General features: G+C 72.8%; 14 protein-coding genes. 10 read left to right on the forward strand and 4 right to left on the reverse strand.

The window, feature by feature from the left end; all coding sequences use genetic code 11:
• Window positions 1-57 precede the first annotated feature (57 nt).
• The gene (locus tag ACFWN3_RS14850; RefSeq protein WP_377640853.1) at window positions 58-1,731 is read right to left on the reverse strand and encodes an ABC transporter substrate-binding protein; all 1,674 of its coding nucleotides are present in this window, start codon (window positions 1,729-1,731) and stop codon (window positions 58-60) included.
• Between the two features lie 251 nt (window positions 1,732-1,982).
• Here ACFWN3_RS14850 and typA point away from each other — a divergent pair, with 251 nt between their 5' ends.
• The 6 genes from typA (at window position 1,983) to ACFWN3_RS14880 (ending at window position 11,638) form a co-directional block, all read left to right on the forward strand.
• The gene (gene typA, locus ACFWN3_RS14855; RefSeq protein ID WP_377640855.1) at window positions 1,983-3,878 is read left to right on the forward strand and encodes a translational GTPase TypA; all 1,896 of its coding nucleotides are present in this window, start codon (window positions 1,983-1,985) and stop codon (window positions 3,876-3,878) included.
• 7 nt (window positions 3,879-3,885) lie between these two features.
• A complete protein-coding gene (locus ACFWN3_RS14860) occupies window positions 3,886-5,763 on the forward strand; it encodes an ABC transporter substrate-binding protein (RefSeq protein ID WP_377640857.1) in 1,878 nt (625 codons plus the stop codon).
• Window positions 5,760-6,635, forward strand: coding sequence for an N-acetyl-1-D-myo-inositol-2-amino-2-deoxy-alpha-D-glucopyranoside deacetylase (mshB, locus tag ACFWN3_RS14865; RefSeq protein ID WP_377640859.1), 876 nt, complete (start codon window positions 5,760-5,762; stop codon window positions 6,633-6,635). The genes ACFWN3_RS14860 and mshB overlap by 4 nt, the downstream gene beginning before the upstream one ends.
• Window positions 6,632-7,138 carry a flavin reductase family protein gene (locus tag ACFWN3_RS14870; protein WP_377640861.1) on the forward strand — a complete coding sequence of 169 codons (507 nt, stop codon included), beginning with the start codon at window positions 6,632-6,634 and terminating at the stop codon, window positions 7,136-7,138. The genes mshB and ACFWN3_RS14870 overlap by 4 nt, the downstream gene beginning before the upstream one ends.
• Window positions 7,135-8,862 carry a VanW family protein gene (locus ACFWN3_RS14875; RefSeq protein ID WP_377640863.1) on the forward strand — a complete coding sequence of 576 codons (1,728 nt, stop codon included), beginning with the start codon at window positions 7,135-7,137 and terminating at the stop codon, window positions 8,860-8,862. The genes ACFWN3_RS14870 and ACFWN3_RS14875 overlap by 4 nt, the downstream gene beginning before the upstream one ends.
• Before the next feature lie 97 nt (window positions 8,863-8,959).
• Window positions 8,960-11,638: a hypothetical protein gene (locus ACFWN3_RS14880; RefSeq protein ID WP_377640865.1), complete on the forward strand. Its 2,679-nt coding sequence runs from the start codon at window positions 8,960-8,962 to the stop codon at window positions 11,636-11,638.
• Here the strand turns inward: ACFWN3_RS14880 and ACFWN3_RS14885 are convergent.
• Window positions 11,610-12,632: a GNAT family N-acetyltransferase gene (locus ACFWN3_RS14885; RefSeq protein WP_377640867.1), complete on the reverse strand. Its 1,023-nt coding sequence runs from the start codon at window positions 12,630-12,632 to the stop codon at window positions 11,610-11,612. The two genes, ACFWN3_RS14880 and ACFWN3_RS14885, sit on opposite strands and share 29 nt — an antisense overlap.
• A 21-nt stretch (window positions 12,633-12,653) precedes the next feature.
• On the opposite strand from ACFWN3_RS14885, the gene fdxA reads away from it, so the two are divergent.
• From fdxA to ACFWN3_RS14900, 3 genes are all read left to right on the forward strand, one after another.
• Window positions 12,654-12,980, forward strand: a complete 327-nt coding sequence (fdxA, locus tag ACFWN3_RS14890; protein WP_377640869.1) for a ferredoxin — start codon at window positions 12,654-12,656, stop codon at window positions 12,978-12,980.
• Window positions 12,981-12,995: 15 nt separating this feature from the next.
• Window positions 12,996-14,144, forward strand: coding sequence for a succinyldiaminopimelate transaminase (gene dapC, locus ACFWN3_RS14895; protein ID WP_377640870.1), 1,149 nt, complete (start codon window positions 12,996-12,998; stop codon window positions 14,142-14,144).
• 103 nt (window positions 14,145-14,247) lie between these two features.
• Window positions 14,248-15,534 carry a citrate synthase gene (locus ACFWN3_RS14900; RefSeq protein WP_377640872.1) on the forward strand — a complete coding sequence of 429 codons (1,287 nt, stop codon included), beginning with the start codon at window positions 14,248-14,250 and terminating at the stop codon, window positions 15,532-15,534.
• Between the two features lie 61 nt (window positions 15,535-15,595).
• On the opposite strand, the gene ACFWN3_RS14905 is transcribed toward ACFWN3_RS14900, so the two are convergent.
• Entirely contained in the window at window positions 15,596-16,486 is an 891-nt protein-coding gene (locus ACFWN3_RS14905; protein WP_377640873.1) for a hypothetical protein, read from the reverse strand.
• A 37-nt stretch (window positions 16,487-16,523) separates the two neighbouring features.
• A complete protein-coding gene (gene dapD / locus ACFWN3_RS14910) occupies window positions 16,524-17,447 on the reverse strand; it encodes a 2,3,4,5-tetrahydropyridine-2,6-dicarboxylate N-succinyltransferase (protein WP_377640874.1) in 924 nt (307 codons plus the stop codon).
• A gap of 227 nt (window positions 17,448-17,674) precedes the next feature.
• Between dapD and ACFWN3_RS14915 the strand changes: the two genes are divergently transcribed.
• Window positions 17,675-19,135 (forward strand): HNH endonuclease, encoded by a 1,461-nt coding sequence (locus ACFWN3_RS14915; RefSeq protein ID WP_377640876.1) that lies wholly within the window; start codon window positions 17,675-17,677, stop codon window positions 19,133-19,135.
• Window positions 19,136-19,154 lie beyond the last annotated feature (19 nt).

The raw sequence follows: 19,154 nt of genomic DNA on the forward strand, positions 1-19,154 counted from the left end.
CCGAGGCGGCCACCGGGAACTTCTCAGGCTGTGATCAGGAGGAGAGGATCCTCGAGGTCACTTGCCACCCACCGTGACGCCGTCGAACGTCTCGGCGGTCAGCGGGCTCGCCACGAGACCCTGGACGCCACCACCGACGACGAGGGCCGGCGGGGAGTGGCTGATCGGGATGCCCGGCAGGTACTCCTCGGCGATCTGCTGGTTGATCTTCTGGTACGCCGCCTCGCGCTCGGCCTCGTCGACGATCGCGTCGGCCTTCTTGAGGTCGGTCGCGAGGGTCGCACCCCACGGGTACGCCTTGGTGACGAAGTCGTTCGCCTCGACGTTGGCGAAGAACGTGCCGAGGAAGTTGTCGGCGGCGTTGTAGTCACCGGTCCAGCCGAGCAGCCACGCGTCGTACTTGTTCGCGTTGGTGTCGTCGAGGTAGCCACCGTTCCACGGCTTGCTGACGACCTCGACCTTGATGCCGGCGGCCTCGAGGTCCTTCTTGAAGGCGTCGTGGATCTTCTGCGGGTCCGGCATGTACGGACGCGACACCTCGGTGGGGAACGCGAACTGCAGCGTCATCCCCTCGGCGCCGGCCTCCTTGAGGAGCGACTTGGCCTTCTCGACGTCGTACGCGTACGGCTTGAGCGAGGTGTTGTAGCCGGCGACCGTGTCGGGCATGAACTGCGAGGCCACGACGGCACCCTCGGGCAGCTGGGTCTTGACCATCTGGTCGCGGTTGAGCGCCATGGCGATGGCCTGACGGACCCGGAGGTCCTTCAGCTTCGGGTTCTTCTGCGCGTTCAGCCCCAGGTAGAGGATGTTGAACGCGGGGCGGATCTCGACCTTGTTGCCGGCGTCCTCCAGCCCCTTCCAGTCGACGGGGTTCGGCAGGTCGTAGCCGTCGATGGAGCCGGCCTGCAGCTCCTGGCGACGGGTGGACTCGTCGGCGATGATCTTGAAGGTGATCTTGGCCGTCTTGGGCTTCTCGCCGTAGTACGCGTCGTTGGCGACGAGCGTGACGGTCTTGTTGGCCTCGTCGTACTTGTCGAGCTTGTACGGGCCGATGCCGACGGGGGCGGTCGAGTACGCCGGGTAGGTGAAGCCCTCACCGGCGGCCACGACGTTGTTCGCGTCCCCGGCCTCCAGGGCCTTCGGCGACTGCATCGAGAAGCTGTCGAGCGACAGGATCGTCGGGAAGCTCGAGGTGGACCGGGTGATGGTGATCGTCGCGGTCGACTCGTCCTTGGCCGAGCAGCTCTTGTAGAGCGAGTCGGCGGGCTTGTCGCTGAACGAGCCGAAGAAGTACGTCCAGTACTCGCCGGCCGTCTGGCCCGCGCCCTTCTGCTCGAACATGCGCTGCATGTTGTAGCAGACGGCCTCGGCGTTGAAGGGCTCACCGTCGGAGAACTTGACACCCGTGCGGAGCTTGAAGTCCCACGTCAGACCGTCCTCCGAGGGGGTCCAGCTCTCGGCCAGCTCGGGCTGGATGTCGGCGGTGCCGGGCTTGACGCCGAGCAGGCCCTGGTGGATCTGCCGGGTCACCCGGAAGGTCTCGCCGTCCGTCGCGTAGAACGGGTCGAACACCTTGGGGGCGCCCGCGGCGCCGAACGTGAACGTGTCCTTCGTGGTACCGCCGGAACCGGAGGGGTCACTGCCGGAGTCGCGGTCCGACTGGGCACAGGCCGTCACGGTGAGGGCTGCCGCCGCCATGAGGGCGACCGGTACCTTCCGCTGGAGCTTCATCGATAAACCTCGCTTGGGTGTGCGAATTTCTCGTGGCGACCGGGTCGGACGCCCGAGGAACGGTCCGGCGACGGGCGCGGCACGCCGCACCATCCACCGATAACGCGGGACCATAACGGCAAATCGACACCCCGGACCGGCGCCTTGCCATTGGTTATGCAGTTGAGACCCGCGCGAGCGCCGCGTGGCGGGGTCCCGGGCGCGTTACACCCGATTCGGCCGTGGGCGCAAGACCTGAGAGACTGGTGGGCATGTCTGCCTCCCGCCGCGACGACCTCCGCAACGTCGCCATCGTCGCCCACGTCGACCACGGAAAGACCACGCTGGTCGACAAGATGCTCTGGCAGTCCGGAGCGTTCGGCGAGCACGACCACATCGCCGACCGCGCCATGGACTCCGGCGACCTCGAGCGCGAGAAGGGCATCACGATCCTCGCGAAGAACACCGCGGTGCACTACGCCGGGAAGGCGGCCCTGGACGCCGGCCTGCCCGACGGCATGACGATCAACATCATCGACACCCCGGGCCACGCCGACTTCGGTGGTGAGGTCGAGCGCGGCCTGTCGATGGTCGACGGCGTCGTGCTCCTCGTCGACGCGAGCGAGGGTCCGCTCCCGCAGACCCGCTTCGTGCTGCGCAAGGCCCTCGCCCAGCAGATGCCCGTCGTCCTGTGCATCAACAAGGTCGACCGGCCCGACGCCCGCATCGCCGAGGTCGTCGACGAGGTCTACGAGCTCTTCATGGACCTCATGGTCGACGCCGAGCACCACCAGGACCAGCTCGAGTTCCCCATCGTCTACGCGTCGGCCAAGGCCGGCCGCGCCTCGCTGACCCGTCCCACCGACGGCGGCATGCCCGACGGCGAGGACCTCGAGCCGCTCTTCCGCACGATCATCGAGACGATCCCGGCGCCGTCCTACGACTCCGACGCCCCGCTCCAGGCGCACGTGACCAACCTCGACGCCTCGAACTTCCTCGGCCGCCTCGCCCTGCTGCGCGTGCACAACGGCACGATCCGCAAGGGCCAGCAGGTCGCCTGGTGCCGCCGCGACGGCACCGTCGAGAAGGTCAAGATCACCGAGCTGCTCATGACCGAGGCGCTCGAGCGCCGCCCCGCCGAGTCGGCCGGGCCGGGCGACATCATCGCCGTCGCCGGCATCCCCGAGATCACGATCGGCGAGACCCTCGCCGACGCCGACGACCCGCGCCCGCTGCCGCTCATCACCGTCGACGAGCCCGCCATCTCGATGACGATCGGCATCAACACCAGCCCGATGGCCGGGCGCGTCAAGGGCGCCAAGGTCACCGCGCGCCTCGTCAAGGACCGCCTCGACCGCGAGCTCGTCGGCAACGTGTCGATGCGCGTGCTGCCGACCGAGCGCCCCGACGCCTGGGAGGTCCAGGGCCGTGGTGAGCTCGCGCTCGCCATCCTCGTCGAGCAGATGCGGCGCGAGGGCTACGAGCTGACCGTCGGCAAGCCCGTCGTCGTGACCCGCGAGGTCGACGGCAAGGTGCACGAGCCGATCGAGCGCGTCACCATCGACACCCCCGAGGAGTACCTCGGCGCCATCACCCAGCTCCTCGCCGCCCGCAAGGGCCGCATGGAGCAGATGACCAACCACGGCACCGGCTGGGTCCGCATGGAGTACCTCGTGCCCTCGCGCGGGCTCATCGGCTTCCGCACCCAGTTCCTCACCGACACCCGCGGTACCGGCATCGCCAACCACGTCTTCGAGGGCTACGAGCCCTGGGTCGGCGACATCTCCACCCGGATCAGCGGCTCGCTCGTCTCCGACCGCTCCGGTGCGGCCACCGCCTACGCGATGGCCAACCTCCAGGAGCGCGGCACCCTCTTCATCCCGCCCACGACCGAGGTCTACGAGGGCATGATCATCGGTGAGAACTCCCGCGTGGACGACATGGACGTCAACATCACCAAGGAGAAGAAGCTGACGAACGTGCGCTCCGCCGGTGCCGACGTCCTCGAGCGTCTGGCGCCGCCGCGCGCCCTCTCCCTCGAGCAGTCGCTCGAGTTCTGCCGTGAGGACGAGTGCGTCGAGGTGACCCCGGAGGCCGTGCGCATCCGCAAGGTCGAGCTCGACCAGACCCTGCGGGCCCGGTCCGCCGCGCGGGCGCGGAGGAGCTGACCCGGACGTGACCGACCCGACGCCCACCCCCTCCCGACCGGAGCGCTCGACCGAGACCGAGGCCGCCGTGACGCGGGCCGGTCGCCGCGCCGCGCGACGCCGCCGGCCGAGCCGCGTGCAGGTCCTGCTCGCCGCGCTCGCCGTCGCCGTCCTGGCCGTCGGTGCGGTGCTCGGCACGCGCTACCTCGGCACCGAGGAGGCGCCGCCCGAGACCGCGGCCGCGACGTCGGCCGTCGGCGACCGGGTCGAGACGAACGGCGGGACGCTGCACGCCCTCACCCTGGGGCCGGTCACGACATGGGACCCGCAGCGGATCGCCTCGCGCGACGACATGGCCTTCGCCGGCCGGGTGTTCGCCCGCACCCTGACCGCGTACGCGCCGAGCACCGACCCGGCCGACCAGTCCCGCCTCGTCGGCGACCTCGCCACGGACACCGGCACCCCCGGCAAGGACCTCAAGACGTGGACCTTCACCCTGCGTGACGACGTCAAGTGGCAGGACGGCAGCCCGCTGACCTGCGCCGACGTCGCCTACGGCATCTCGCGGACCTTCGCGACCGACGTCATCGCCGGTGGCCCCACCGACGCCCTCGCCGTCCTCGCGATCCCGCGCCAGATGGACGGCACGAGCACCTACGCCGGCCCCTACGCCACCGGGGCCGCGGCGACCAAGGGCCAGGCGGCCTTCGACAAGGCGGTCGCGTGCGACGGCCAGGACATCACCTTCACCCTCAGCTCCCCGCTCAGCGACTTCAACGAGCTCGTGAGCCAGCCGGCCTTCGGTCCGGTGAAGAAGGACAAGGACCGCCGCGACGCCGGTGGCTACGACGTCTTCTCCGTCGGGCCCTACGTCCTCCAGGGCGAGTGGGCCCCGGGCAAGGGCGGCACCTTCGTCCGCAACCCGCAGTGGAGCCGGGCGTCCGACCCGGTGCGCCGCGCGCACCCCGACGTCATCCGCTTCCAGGAGGGCCTCGACACCCAGGCCGTGGCCCAGCAGGTCATGGCCGACGGCGACACCGGGCGCTACGCCGTCGCGCTCGGCTCGGCGCCCCCCGCCATCCAGCAGCACATCACCGCGGTCCAGTCGCTCCAGGAGCGCTCGGTCAACCCCGCCACCGGGGTCGTCGACTACCTCGTGCCGAACGTGCGCAGCGAGGTCTTCAAGGACGAGAAGGTCCGCCAGGCGCTGGCCGCCGCGACGAACCGCGACGCGTACGTCACCGCCATCGGCGGCGCGACGGCGGCCGACCCCACCCGCTCGCTCATCCCGGCGTCGCTCCCGGCGGCCCACGACGCCGACCCGATCGGCACGGGGACCAAGGGCGACACCGCGCGGGCCACGGCCCTGCTCGCCGAGGCGAAGCGGACCGGGCCGGTGCCGTTCACCGTCGCCTACCGGTCGAACCCGACGTCCGACAAGGCCATGGCGGCGCTCGTCGCCGGCTGGCGCCTCGCCGGCTTCGAACCGACGACCAAGCCGATCACCGAGGACTACTTCTCCCAGATCAGCGACCCCGAGGCGGCCACCGGCATCGACCTGTTCTGGTCGAACTGGGCCCCCGCGTGGGCCTCGGCGTCGACGATCCTGCCCCCGCTGTTCGACAGCTCGATCAACATCACCAAGGCCGGCCCCGGTCGCGACTACGGCTACTGGGAGAGCGCGGAGCTCAACACCGCGATGGGCAAGGTCTCGACGATCGCCGACCGCGGTGAGCGCGAGAAGGCGTGGGCCGCGATCGACGAGAACCTCCTGGCGAGTGGCGCGTACATCGGCCTCGCCGAGCGCCGCGCGCTCTACGTCGCCGGGTCCGACGTCCGCAACCTGTCGGCCAACGCGGTCGGCGGTGGCGTCGTGGAGTTCGCCGACATCGCGGTGTCTCCGTGACCGGGCTCCTCGACGGCCTCGCCGTCGACGACCGGCCCGCCCGGCTGCTCTTCGTCCACGCGCACCCCGACGACGAGACCCTCGCGACCGGCGTCGCGCTCGCGCACCACGTCGCGCGTGGCGACGAGGTCCACGTCCTCACCTGCACCCTCGGTGAGGAGGGCGAGGTCATCCCCGCCGAGCTCGCCCACCTCGAGGGCGCCGACGGCGACCCCCTCGCGGCGCACCGCCTCGGCGAGCTCACCGGGGCGATGGGCGTCCTCGGCGTCACGACCCACCTCCTCGGCCCCGGGCCCGACGGCTCGCCCACGCGCTGGCGCGACTCCGGGATGGAGGGCTCGCCCGCCTCGCGGCACCCGCGGGCCTGGACCGGCGCCGACCTCGCCGACGCCGCGGCCGCCGTGCGCAGCGTCATCGACGAGGTCGACCCCGACGTCGTCGTCACGTACGACGCCACGGGCGGCTACGGCCACCCCGACCACGTCCGCACCCACGCGGCCACCTGTCACGCGGTCGCGACGGCGTCCGAGCCGCCCGTCCTGTTCGGCACGCTCACCCCGGTGTCGTGGGTGCTCGAGGACCGCGCCTGGCTGGCCGAGCACGTGCCCACCGACCTCGGCCTCGTCGTCCCCGCCGCCGACGACCCCTTCGCCACCTCCGTCGTGCCCGACGAGGTCGTCACCCACCACGTCGTCGACCCCGGCGTCGTCGCGGTCCAGGAGGAGGCGCTGCGCCACCACGCGACCCAGGTCGTCGTGGGGGAGCGCTGGTTCGCCCTCTCCAACCACGTCGTGTCCCGGCTCGCGGGGCGCGAGGGCTACGCCCGCCTCGACGCGTCCACCGGCCGGCCGCTGACGGGGGGAGCGGCATGAGCAGCGTGGCCGACGAGTCCCTCGACCCGGCGTACTTCCGCCAGGCGATGGGCCGCCTCGTGAGCGGCGTCAGCGTCCTCACGACCTTCTCGGGCGGGCACGACCACGCGATGACGGCCGACACCCTGACCTCGGTGTCGCTCGACCCGTTGCTCGTCCTCGTCTGCGCCGAGACCGAGAGCCGCTGGCACGGTGCGGTCCTCCAGGCGGGGGTGTTCGGGGTCAGCGTCCTCGCCGCCGACCAGCGGCCCCTCTCGGAGTGGTTCGCCACCCGTGGGCGCCCGCTGCACGGCCAGCTCGACCGCGCGCCGCACCACCGCGGCCCGGCCACCGGCGTCGCCCTCCTCGACGGCGCGCTCATGCACCTCGAGTGCCGCACGACCGACGTGCACCCCGCCGGGGACCACGCGATCGTCGTCGCCGAGGTCCTCGACATCAGCCTGCCCGACACCGTGGGACCGGCCCTGGTCCACTTCCGAGGACGTTACGGGAGCATCGCATGACCCTCGACACCCTGTACGACGAGGTCGAGTGGGAGCAGCCGGCCGAGCCCGCCCGCTCCCGCTGGCCCCTCTGGACGGGCATCGGCCTGGCCGTGCTCGCCCTCGCCTACGTCGTCACCGCGGTGGTCCTCGGCGACCGCGTGCCCCGGGGGACGAGCGTGGCCGGGGTCGCCGTCGGCGGCCAGTCGGCCGGTGCGGCGCGGGCCACCCTCACCACGGCCGTCGACGCGGCCGTCGCCGAGCCGCTCGTCCTCGCGTCGACCGCGGGCCGGATCGAGGTGACGCCGGGCGACGTCGACCTCGGCGTCGACGTCGACGCCACGGTCGACGAGCTCGTGGGCTTCTCGCTCGTGCCCACCGACGTGTGGCGCCACGTCACCGGGGGCGGGGCCGAGCCGGCCGTCGTCACCGTCGACGAGGCGAAGCTGACCAAGGCCGTCGAGGACGCGCGGTCCGAGCTCGACGCCGAGCCCGCCGAGGGCTCGATCTCGCTCGCCGGGGGCAAGGTCGCCGTGAAGCAGCCGGTGCCGGGCACGACCGTCGACCCGCTGGCCACCGTCGGCGAGGTCCGCCGCTGGTGGCCCGCCGAGACGACCATCGAGGTCGCGGCGCGGACGCAGGCGACGAAGGTCTCGGCCGAGGAGCTCGCGCGGGTCCGGACCGAGTTCGCCGACGTCGCCGTCTCTGCGCCCGTCACCGTCACCGCGGGCGGGAAGTCCTTCCCGATCGCCCCGAAGGACTACGCCGGCGCCATCGTGCTCAAGCCCGACGAGGCCGGGACGATCACGCCGCGGGCCGACGACAAGAAGCTGAGCGCGGTGGTCCACGCCGCGGCGAAGAAGGCGAAGGTCGAGGTCGAGGCCAAGGACGCCGTCGTGACGTTCTCCGGCCGGACCCCCACCGTCAGGCCCCACGTGGCGGGCCTCGCCCTCGACGACGCCTCGCTGCGCACCGAGGTCTGGAAGGCCCTGTCGGGCCCCGAGCGCACCGCGACCGTGGCGACGAAGGCGACCGAGCCCTCGTTCACCACCGCCGTCGCGAGGAAGACCCTCCCCAAGGAGCGGATCTCCTCGTTCACCACCTACTTCCAGGCGGGCCAGCCGCGGGTCCACAACATCCGCCTCGCCTCTCGGCTCATCGACGGCACGTACATCCCGCCGGGCGAGAAGTTCAGCATGAACGCGATCCTCGGCCAGCGGACCCCCGAGAAGGGGTACGTCAAGGCGGGCATCATCAGGGGCGGGCGCGCGGCCGAGAACTACGGCGGCGGCATCAGCCAGGTCTCGACGACGATCTTCAACGCGGCGTTCTTCTCCGGGATGAAGCTCGACGCGTGGACGCCGCACTACTACTACATCTCGCGCTACCCCGAGGGGCGCGAGGCGACGATCTCGTGGCCCGACCTCCACAACATCTTCACCAACACCACCGACGGCGGTGTCCTCATGGAGATCGACACGACGAGCACCTCGATCACGGTGAGCTTCCACGGCACGAAGAAGTGGGACATCGACGCGACGAAGAGCCCGCGCCGCAACTTCGTCCAGCCGAAGAAGTACACCGACGACGACCCCGAGTGCCTCAACCAGAGCCCGGTGCCCGGGTTCACCGTCGACGTCGGCCGGATCTTCCGGCAGGGCGGGGCGGTCGTGAAGCGCGAGAGCTACACGACGACCTACCGCCCCGAGGACGACGTCACCTGCACGAACCAGAAGCCCCGGTAAGGGCCTGAACCGGTCCTGACCTGCGCGATCGCGGGACAGGCGGGTACGGCAGGGGGTACCGTTTCGCCCTGGTCGGACGACACGCGAGAGGCAGCAGGTGAGCAGGGGACTGGTGGTGCGCGGGCTCGGGCTCCTCGCGACGACCACCCTCCTCGCGACCGGAGGCCTCGTGACGGCGGTGGCCCCCGCCGTGGCGAGCCCGACCACCACCGCCGCCGCGACCACCCCGGCCGCCCTCGCCGCGGCCCTGCCACCGGCCTCCGTCCCGGCCGCCGGCACCTACCGGGCCGTGTTCCCCACCCGCCTCGTCGACACCCGCACCGTGACCGCGCGGCTGCGCGCCGGCGGACGCCTCGTCGTCCCCGTCCTCGGGCGGGCGGGCGTCCCGCTCACCGGTGTCGGCGCGGTCCAGCTGCACGTCACGGCCGTCGGCGGGGCGAGCTCGAGCCACCTGACCGTGCACGCCTCCGGCGCGGCCGTCCCGGGCACGTCCTCGGTCAACTACGCCCGCACGATCCCCGTCGCGAACACCGTCCTGGCCAGGCCCGGGCCCGACGGCGCGGTCGCCGTGACGAACGGCCCGTCGTCGGTCGACGTCGTCGTCGACCTCGTCGGCTGGTACGCCGCGAGCCCGAAGGCCGGCACCGAGGGCGTCCACGCGGTCGCGCCGACCCGGGTGCTCGACTCGCGCCGGACCGGACGCGCCGTGACGACGACCCCCACCCTGGTGCGCGTCGTCGGTGGACCGGTGCCGTCCGGCGTCAAGGCCGTCGTCGCGAACCTCACGACGGTGGGCGCGAGCGCCAGTGGCCTCCCCGTCCTCTCGTGGGCCTCGGGCGGTCCCCGCCCCACCGCGTCGAACGGGAACACCGTCAAGGGGCAGGCCGTCGCCACCCAGGTCGTCGTCGGGGTCGGCGCCGACGGCCGGATCGCCCTCGCCACCGGCGGCGGCTCGACCCACCTCGTCGCCGACGTCGTCGGCTACGTCGTCGGCACGGGATCGCCCGGCGGCCACCTCCGGTCGGTCGCCCCGCTGCGGCTCGTCGACACGAGGACGGCCGGCGTCCCGCTGGCGTCCGGGCAGCGGCTGCCCCAGCGCGTCGTCGGTCGCGGCGGCGTCCCGGCGGGTGCCTCCGCGGCGCTGCTGACGATCACCGCCGTCCCCGGGCCGAAGTCCACCGGCACCCTCGTCACCGTGGGCAACGGCGAGCGCCGCCCCTCGACCTCCGACCTCAACGCCCGGACCGACGTCCCCGTCGCCCGCCAGGTCGTCGTCCCGCTCGGCGTCGACGGCGGCATCGCCGTCGTCCGCTCCGGGGGGACCGGCCACGTCGTCGTCGACCTCGTCGGCTACGTCACCGCGGTGCCGGTGCCCACCGTCGTCGGACCCGACGCCGCACTGCTCGCCCGTGGCGTGCCCGCCGGGCGGCTGGCCGCCGACGGCGTCTCGGTCCTGCGGACCTCGGTGCGCCACGCCATCGGCACGTGGTGGCCGAAGACCGCCCCGGCGCTGCTGGCCCGGCCGATGGACTCCGCGGCCCAGTCCGACCGCACCGACGCGGTCCGCCGCCTGTCGATGGAGGCCCTCGGCCTGTCGACCGCGCTCTCGACCGGCACCTACGACGCCGGTTCCGCCGGCGCCTCCCGCAGCCAGGCCCTGGCCGTCGTCGAGACGATCGTGCGCACCGTGTCGTGCCGCCACCGGGCGAGCGTCGTCGGTGGCTGGGGACACTCGTGGCAGAGCCCGATGTGGTCCTCGCTCGCGGCCCGTGCGGCGTGGCTGTCGTGGGCCGACCTGTCGCCGGCCGCTCGGGCCTGCGTGCGCTCGATGGTGCTCTCCGAGGCCGACTTCGCGACGACGGTCGAGCCCTACGTCATGGTCTCGAGGTCCGGTGTGGTGCTGCGCCCCGGCAACTCCGGGTCCGAGGAGAACTCGTGGTTCGCCCTCGCGCCCTCGACGGCCGTGTCGATGATGCCGGCCGCCGAGCGCCGTGACGCCTGGCGCTCCACCGAGGTCCGCTTCCTCGCCAACGCGTTCAGCCGCGCGGCTCACCTCACCGGCGGCGGCTCCGTCGACGGGGTCCCGCTCGCCGACCTTCTCACGGGCTGGAACGTCATGCCCGACGGGTCGGTCGTCAACCACGGCCGGGTCGCTCCCGACTACTCGACGAACGCCTACCAGAACGTCGACACCGTGCTCCTGGCACTCCTCGCCGGCCATCGCGCGCCGGAGGCCTCGCTCCTCGGCCTGCGCGAGGTCTACGGCGCGCTCGTGCACAACGTCTACCCCGTCGAGGAGGGCTACGCGGCCCCCGGTGGAGCGGTCTACCAGCCGGTCGCGGGCGGCACCCCGCAGGCCCGTGAGTACGGCGTCTACTACCCGCAGGGCTGCGACTGGGGCGAGGGGCAGGTGCTCCCGTTCGCCCTGCTCGACGCCCAGGCCCTGGCCTTCGGCTTCGGCACCGACCCCGCGGACCTCGACCCCGAGGACTCCGCGGCCCGCCACCTCGACCACGCCGTCGAGATGCAGGCCCGCTCCGCCGACGGCCGGATGTACGTCGACCCCGCGGAGTACACCTACGTCGGCCGGGAGGAGCACACCGCGCAGCTCGCGGCGCAGCTCGTCCTCACCCTCGTCCTCGGTCCCGTGGCCGGGCGCACCGACGTCACCGAGCCGGTCGACCCGGAGGTCGTGGCGCCGCCGTCCGAGCTCGACGCCCCGCCGCCGGTGGGCGACGAGTCCCGCCTCATCGACCCCCGGGTCGGGCGCGGCTGACGTTGACGTAGACGTGGTGGCGCTCGAAGCCGTGCCGCTCGTACAGGGCCAGCGCCGCGCCGTTGTCGGCGTCGGTCTGCAGGTGGAGGGACACCACGCCACGGGCCACGGCCTGCGCGGCGAGCGCCCTGAGCACGGCGGTCGCGACCCCGCGACGACGGGCGGGGGGCGGCACCCACATCGCGGCGATGCCGCCCCAGCCGTCGGCGAGTCCGAGGCGCCCGACGCCGAGGACGGTGCCGTCGCCGTCGCGTGCGGTGGCGAGGACCTGGGCCGGTGAGCCCGTGAGGACGGCGCGCGCCGCCTCCTCGTCGACGTCGCGGTACGAGCGGTAGGAGTCCAGCCACTCGTCCGTGAGGTCGGGGGAGAGCTCGAGGCCGAGCCCGGCTGCGGGAGAAGGCAGTCCGGCGACAGTCCGCGCGCTCGCCGTCAGGGTGACGGTCGGCTGCCGGAGGGTGTAGCGACGGGCGAGCGCGGTGACCGTGACGGGGTCGTCGGCGGGGTCGGTGCCGACCGGGACGGCCACGGTGAGGTTCGGCGGGAGGTCGCGCGCGGCGTACCAGGCCTCGACCTCGCCGAGGGCGGCGTCGAGGGGCAGCCCGGGGTCGCCGGCGGTCATGACGGAGTTGGCGCGCTGGGTGAAGCCCCGGGAGGCGCGCAGCAGCCAGTCGCCGAGGCGGGCGGTCTCCATCGCCGGCCAGGCGCCGACCATGACCCGCTGGAGGTCCTCGACGGACAGGGCGCGGTGGGGCGCGCCGCGCCGGGACGGCTTCGGGGGGACGGCCTTGAGGTGGGTGACGGCGGCCCGCTCGACGCGCACGGGCCCGCGCCGGGTGTCGACGACGAACGCGTCCGCGGTGGTCTCGAGGAGCTCTCCGACGACGTCGGTGAGGGTGGCGCCCGACACCGGGTCGGGGGAGGTCAGGCGGTGCCTGACGACGACACGCGAACCCGTCGGCGGGTCACCATCCGGCCCGGCCCTCCGCGTCTCCACCCGGTGCATAGTATGGGCCGCATGACGTACGTGATCGCGCAGCCCTGTGTGGACCTGAAGGACAAGGCCTGCATCGAGGAGTGCCCCGTCGACTGCATCTACGAGGGCGAGCGCAGCCTGTACATCCACCCCGACGAGTGCGTCGACTGCGGGGCGTGCGAGCCGGTCTGCCCGGTGGAGGCCATCTACTACGAGGACGACGTCCCCGAGCAGTGGGCCGAGTACTACAAGGCCAACGTCGAGTTCTTCGACGACCTCGGCAGCCCGGGCGGTGCCGCCAAGCTCGGCATGATCGCCAAGGACCACCCGATCATCGCCGACCTGCCCCCGCAGGAGCACGACGAGTGAGCGAACGCTGACCGGGTGCTCCGGCTCCCCGACTTCCCCTGGGACTCGCTCGCTCCGCTGAAGGAGCGGGCGAGTGCCTTTGTCGACCCCGGCCTGCCCGGGAGGGCCGCCACCGGCATCGTCGACCTGTCGGTCGGCACCCCGGTCGACCCCACCCCCGATGTCGTGCGCGCGGCGCTGGCCGGTGCCTCCGACGCCCCGGGCTACCCGCAGACGTGGGGGACGCCCGACCTCCGCGAGGCCGTGGCGGCCTGGTTCGCCGCGCGGCGAGGCGTGCCCGACGTCGACCCCGCCGGCGTCCTGCCGACGATCGGCTCCAAGGAGCTCGTCGCCTGGCTCCCGCTGCTCCTCGGGCTCGGGCCCGGGGACGTCGTCGGCTTCCCGCGGGTCGCCTACCCGACGTACGACGTCGGGGCGCGCCTCGCCGGGGCGGCACCGCTCGCGCTCGACGCCCTGACCTCGCTCGGCCCACCGACCGCCGCCACGACGCCGAAGCTGTTGTGGCTCAACACTCCCGGCAACCCGACGGGCAAGGTCCTCGGGATCGGGCACCTCGCCAAGGTCGTCGCCTGGGCGCGGCAGCACGGAGTGGTCGTCGCCTCCGACGAGTGCTACGCCGAGCTCGACTGGCGGGAGCGGGAGCCGGGGTCGACCGAGCCGCCGACGACGCCCTCCATCCTCGACCCCCGCGTCACGGGGGGGTCGCACGAGGGCCTGCTGTGCGTCTACTCGCTGTCCAAGCAGTCGAACCTCGCCGGCTACCGGGCCGCGTTCGTCGCCGGTGACCCCGTCCTCGTCGGGCGGCTCCTCGAGGTCCGCAAGCACGCCGGGATGATCGTCCCGTGGCCCGTGCAGCGGGCCGAGGCGGCGGCCCTGCGCGACACCGCGCACGTGGTGGAGCAGAAGGCCCGGTACGCCCGTCGCCGTTCCGTCCTGCGTCCCGCGGTCGAGGCGTTCGGCCTGCGGGTCGACGACTCCGAGGCGGGCCTGTACCTCTGGGCGACGGCGGGCGAGGACGGTCGCACCACCCTCGGGCGACTGGCCGAGCGCGGCGTCCTCGCGGCTCCCGGCGACTTCTACGGGCTCGCGGGGCGCGAGCACGTGCGGATCGCGCTCACCGCGACCGACGAGCGCGTCGAGGCCGCCGCGCTGCGCCTGCGCTGACCCTCTCGTGCGGCACGGGTCACGGTCCCCTCGTTTCTCCCAGCGGTTTACGCGGGGGTAGGGTCGAAATGAACCTGTGCCCGACGAGAAGGAACCGACCAACATGACCGACGGTGCAACGCTCTCCGCGGAGGGCAAGCAGCTCGACCTCAAGCTCGTCGAGGCGACCGAGGGCAACAGCGGCTACGACATCTCCGCCCTGCTCAAGGAGACCGGCAACGTCACCCTCGACGGTGGCTTCGTCAACACCGCCAGCTGCACGAGCGCGATCACGTACATCGACGGCGACCAGGGCATCCTGCGCTACCGCGGGTACCCCATCGAGCAGCTCGCCGAGAGCTCGACCTTCCTCGAGACCTCCTACCTGCTCATCTACGGCGAGCTCCCGAGCGCCGACGAGCTCGCCGCCTTCGAGGACCGCGTGCGCCAGCACACGATGCTCCACGAGGACCTCAAGGGCTTCTTCCAGGGCTTCCCGCGTGACGCGCACCCGATGCCGGTGCTCTCCTCCGCGGTCTCCGCGCTGTCGACCTTCTACCAGGACAGCCTCGACCCGTTCGACAAGGAGCAGGTCGAGATCTCGACGATCCGCCTCCTCGCGAAGCTGCCGACCATCGCGGCCTACGCGTACAAGAAGTCGATCGGGCAGCCGTTCCTGTACCCCGACAACAACCTCAGCCTCATCGAGAACTTCCTGCGGATGACGTTCGGCGTCCCGGCCACCGACTACGAGATCGACCCCGACCTCGTGCGCGCCGTCGACCTCCTGCTCATCCTCCACGCCGACCACGAGCAGAACTGCTCGACCTCCACGGTGCGCCTCGTCGGCTCCTCGCAGGCCAACCTCTTCGCCTCGGTCTCGGCCGGGATCAACGCCCTCTTCGGCCCGCTGCACGGCGGCGCCAACCAGGCCGTCCTCGAGATGCTCGAGAAGATCCAGAACGCCGACTTCTCCACCGACGAGTTCATGAAGAAGGTGAAGAACAAGGAGGACGGCGTCCGCCTCATGGGCTTCGGCCACCGGGTCTACAAGAGCTACGACCCGCGCGCGGCGATCATCCGCAAGACCGCGCACGACATCCTCGAGAAGACCTCCGGTGGCGACCAGCTGCTCGAGATCGCGATGCGCCTCGAGGAGATCGCCCTCGCCGACGACTACTTCGTCGAGCGCCGGCTGTACCCGAACGTCGACTTCTACACCGGCATCATCTACAAGTCGATGGGCTTCCCGACGCGGATGTTCACCGTGCTGTTCGCGCTCGGCCGCCTCCCCGGCTGGATCGCCCAGTGGCGCGAGATGATGGAGGACCCAAACACCAAGATCGGTCGGCCGCGCCAGGTGTACACCGGTCACCCGGAGCGCGACTACCGCGACATCGCCCAGCGCTGACGCCGGTTCCAGCACGACCCGAGCCCGCCCCGACCCCACCGGTCCGGGCGGGCTCGTCGGTTCAGGCGAGGTGGATGGTGACCGACCGGGCGTCGCCGGCCGCGTCGCCGAGGGGCTGCCACGCGAAGGACGACTCGTCCATGGAGCGCTCCCAGCGCCGGTCGCCGACCTCGACGCGGACCGCGTTGGTGTCGGTCGCCCGGGCGACGGCCCACGACGCGACGGCCCAGGCGGCGTCATCGGACTCGGTGACGACGGTGACGCGCTTGTCGCCGGCGTCGCCGGAGATGCCGAAGTCCTTCTCGACGAGAGCGGCCACGGCCTCGGGGTCGCCACTGCCGGACGGGTCCTCGAGGGTGCAGCCGATGCCGCGCGCGGTCTGCCCGGACAGGACCGAGGCCGTGACCCGGGCCTGGGGCTCGTGCTGCGCGTACGCCTCGCCGGCCGCCGAGCGCTGGACCGCCTGGGCGGCCTCGGCGATGTCCATGTCGGTGTAGCCCTCGACCTTGACGAGCGCGTCGTAGAACTTGTTCGTCGAGTACTCGGGGTTGAGGATCTGCTCGGCCGTGCCCCAGCCCTGCGACGGTCGCTGCTGGAACAGGCCGAGGGAGTCGCGGTCGCCGAACCGCACGTTGCGGACCTTCGACTCCTGCATCGCCGTGGCGATGGCGATCGTCGCCGCTCGCGGGGGCAGGCCGCGCTTGACGGCGATGGCCGTGATGGCGGCGGCGTTGCTCGCCTGGTCCGGGGCCCACTCGAAGGTCTGCTCCGACGCGGTGACGCGGCACTCCTCGCCGGCCGCGAGGGCGGTGAGGTGGCGCACGCCGAGGTACCCGGCCGTCCCGACGACCCCGAGCAGGACCACGGTGAGGAGGGCGGCGCCGCGGCGCTGGCGCGGGGTGCGGGGTCCCTCCTCGGCGAGGGTCACGGCACCACGGGGTGTGCGGGGCATGTCGGGGTCGTGGTCCTTCCGGGGCGGGTGGGGGCGGTCAGTCGTTGGCGTGGAGCGCGGAGTTCAGCACGATGCCGTGGCCGTCGCGGGGGCGCGCCTCGACGGTGCCGGTGACCGAGTTGCGCAGGAAGAGCAGGTTGCCCTGTCCCGAGAGCTCGCGGGCCTTGGCCACCGTGCCGTCGGGGAGGGTGACCTTGGTCCCGGCGGTGAGGTAGAGGCCGGCCTCGACGACGCAGTCGTCACCGAGGGCGATGCCCAGGCCCGACTCGGCTCCGAGCAGGCAACGCTCGCCGATGCTGACGCGTTCCGTGCCGCCGCCGGACAGGGTGCCCATGGTGCTCGCGCCGCCGCCGATGTCGGAGCCGTCGCCGACGACGACGCCCTGGCTGATCCGGCCCTCGACCATGCTCGAGCCCAGGGTCCCGGCGTTGTAGTTGACGAAGCCCTCGTGCATGACCGTCGTGCCGTTCGCGAGGTGGGCGCCGAGGCGGACCCGGTCGGCGTCGGCGATCCGGACCCCGCTCGGGACGACGTAGTCGACCATCCGCGGGAACTTGTCGATACCGAGGACCTGGACCGGGCCGCGGGCCTGGAGGCGGGCCCGGGTCAGCTCGAAGCCGTCGACGGCGCACGGGCCGTGGGTGGTCCACACGACGTTGGGCAGGACGCCGAAGATGCCGTCGAGGTTGATGGAGTTGGGGCGCACGAGGCGGTGCGAGAGCAGGTGGAGGCGCAGGTAGGCGTCCTCGGCGCTCGCGGGGGCGGCGTCGAGGTCGACGTCGACCGTGGCGAGGCGACGGGTGACCCCGCGAGCCTCGTCGGCGCCGACGAGGGCCTGGAGGGCGTCGGGCGCGACTGATCCGTCGGGTGAGCCGAGGGCCGGTGCCGGGTACCAGGCGTCGAGGACGGTGCCCCCGTCGGTCGTCGTGAGGAGGCCGTGGCCCCAGGCGGTGCGCGTCATGTCGGCAAGCCTACGGGGGAGCGGGGTGCCGTTCCTGAGGGGTCGGCGGGGTGGGAGGCGGCGCGGGTCGTCCACAGGATGCCCGGTGGCGGGGGAGGGTGTCGGTGGACGTGTGTACGGTTTCGGGTATGGCAGGGGGAGCCGTGGGGATCGGGCCGGGTGGTGCAGGGACCACCGCGGCGCGGTCCTCGCGGCGGGTGTCGGGGGACGGGGTGAGGGAGGTGTCGGTGGCCGGCGTGCGCGCGTTTCGTGACGTGTTGTCGTCGGTGCCGCTGGAGGGGTTGTCGGATCGGGAGCGGGTGGACCTGGTGGCCGAGCTGGAGCGGGTCAAGGGGGCGTGTTCGGCCGCTCAGGCCGTGCTGGTGGATGCGGTGCGGGTCTCGCGTGAGGGGGTCGCGCCGCGCGATGGGGTGCGGTCGGTGGGGTCGGAGGTGGCGTTGGCGCGGCGCGAGTCGCCGTGGTGTGGTGACCGGTTCGTGCGGGTGAGCCGGGCGCTGGTGCACGAGCTGCCCGAGACGTTCGCGGCGCTGGCCTCGGGGGTGTGCTTGGAGGCGCACGTGGTGCGGGTGGTGGAGGCGACCTCGGTGCTGGGGGTCTCGGACCGGGGTGAGGCCGACCGGCGGCTGGGGCCGCTGCTGGGACGGCTGGGCGTCAAGGCCACCGACACAGCCGCCCGTCGGGTCGCGGCCGAGCTGGATGCGGCGGCGGTGGTGGCGCGGATGGAGGCGGCGGTGCGTTCGCGACGGGTGACGCTGCGGGCGGCTGTCGACGGGATGGCGTACCTGACGGTGCTGGGGCCGATGGTCGAGGTCGCCGGTGCGCACGCGGCGCTGACCGCGCGGGCGCGTTCGGTGGTGGCGGGGCACTGCGATGACGAGCCGCACCGGGGTCGGGGGGTGGGTGCGGTCGCGGCGGACACGGCGTTGGCGGTGCTGTCGGGGCGGGCTGCGGGCGGGGTGCAGCCGGTGGAGGTGCACCTGGTGATGACCGACCGGGCGCTGCTGGGCACCGGTGACGACGCCCGGTCGGTGATGGAGCCGGCGCGGGTGCCTGGTCACGGGGGTGTTCCGGCGCCGGTGGCGCGGTGGTGGCTGCGCGAGGCGGGTGAGGGGTCGGTGTGGCTGCGCCGGCTCTACACCGCACCAGGGGGGCGGGACCTGGTCGCGATGGACTCGCGCCGCCGCACGTTCACCGGGTTGTTGCGGCGGATGCTGGTGCTGCGGGACGACGTGTGCACCACCCCGTGGTGCGGTGCCGCCATCGCGCACGCCGACCACGCGACACCCGCACGCGACGGCGGCCGCACCGACTACGCCACCGGCAACGGCAAGTGCGTGCGGTGCAACCTCGTCAAGGAAGCCCCCGGCTGGACCACCACCGCCACGAACGCGGCCACGACGCAGCGCTCGGGCGAACCACGGTCGAGCCCGCAGGGATCGCCGCCCGACGCGCAGGGACGCTCGCTCGCGATCCGAAGCCCGCTCGGCCGGACCTACCAGTCGGTGCCACCCCCGCTGCTGGGCTGGGGAGCGGAACCCGCACGCGCTGCCTCGGTCGCACGTGCGAAGCCGACCGGGCCCGTGCGACGTCCCGTGAGGCGGCCGCACCGGCAACGAGCGCCGGTGGTCGCCCGTCGAGCACGGCTCACCAGCCGTCTCGAGCGCCAGCTCTGCCGGTACCTGACGTGACCGTCGGGCACCTCGGGGT

The sequence above is a fragment of the Oryzobacter terrae genome (assembly GCF_042756445.1).
In the GTDB taxonomy this organism is placed as follows: Bacteria; Actinomycetota; Actinomycetes; order Actinomycetales; family Dermatophilaceae; genus Oryzobacter; species Oryzobacter terrae.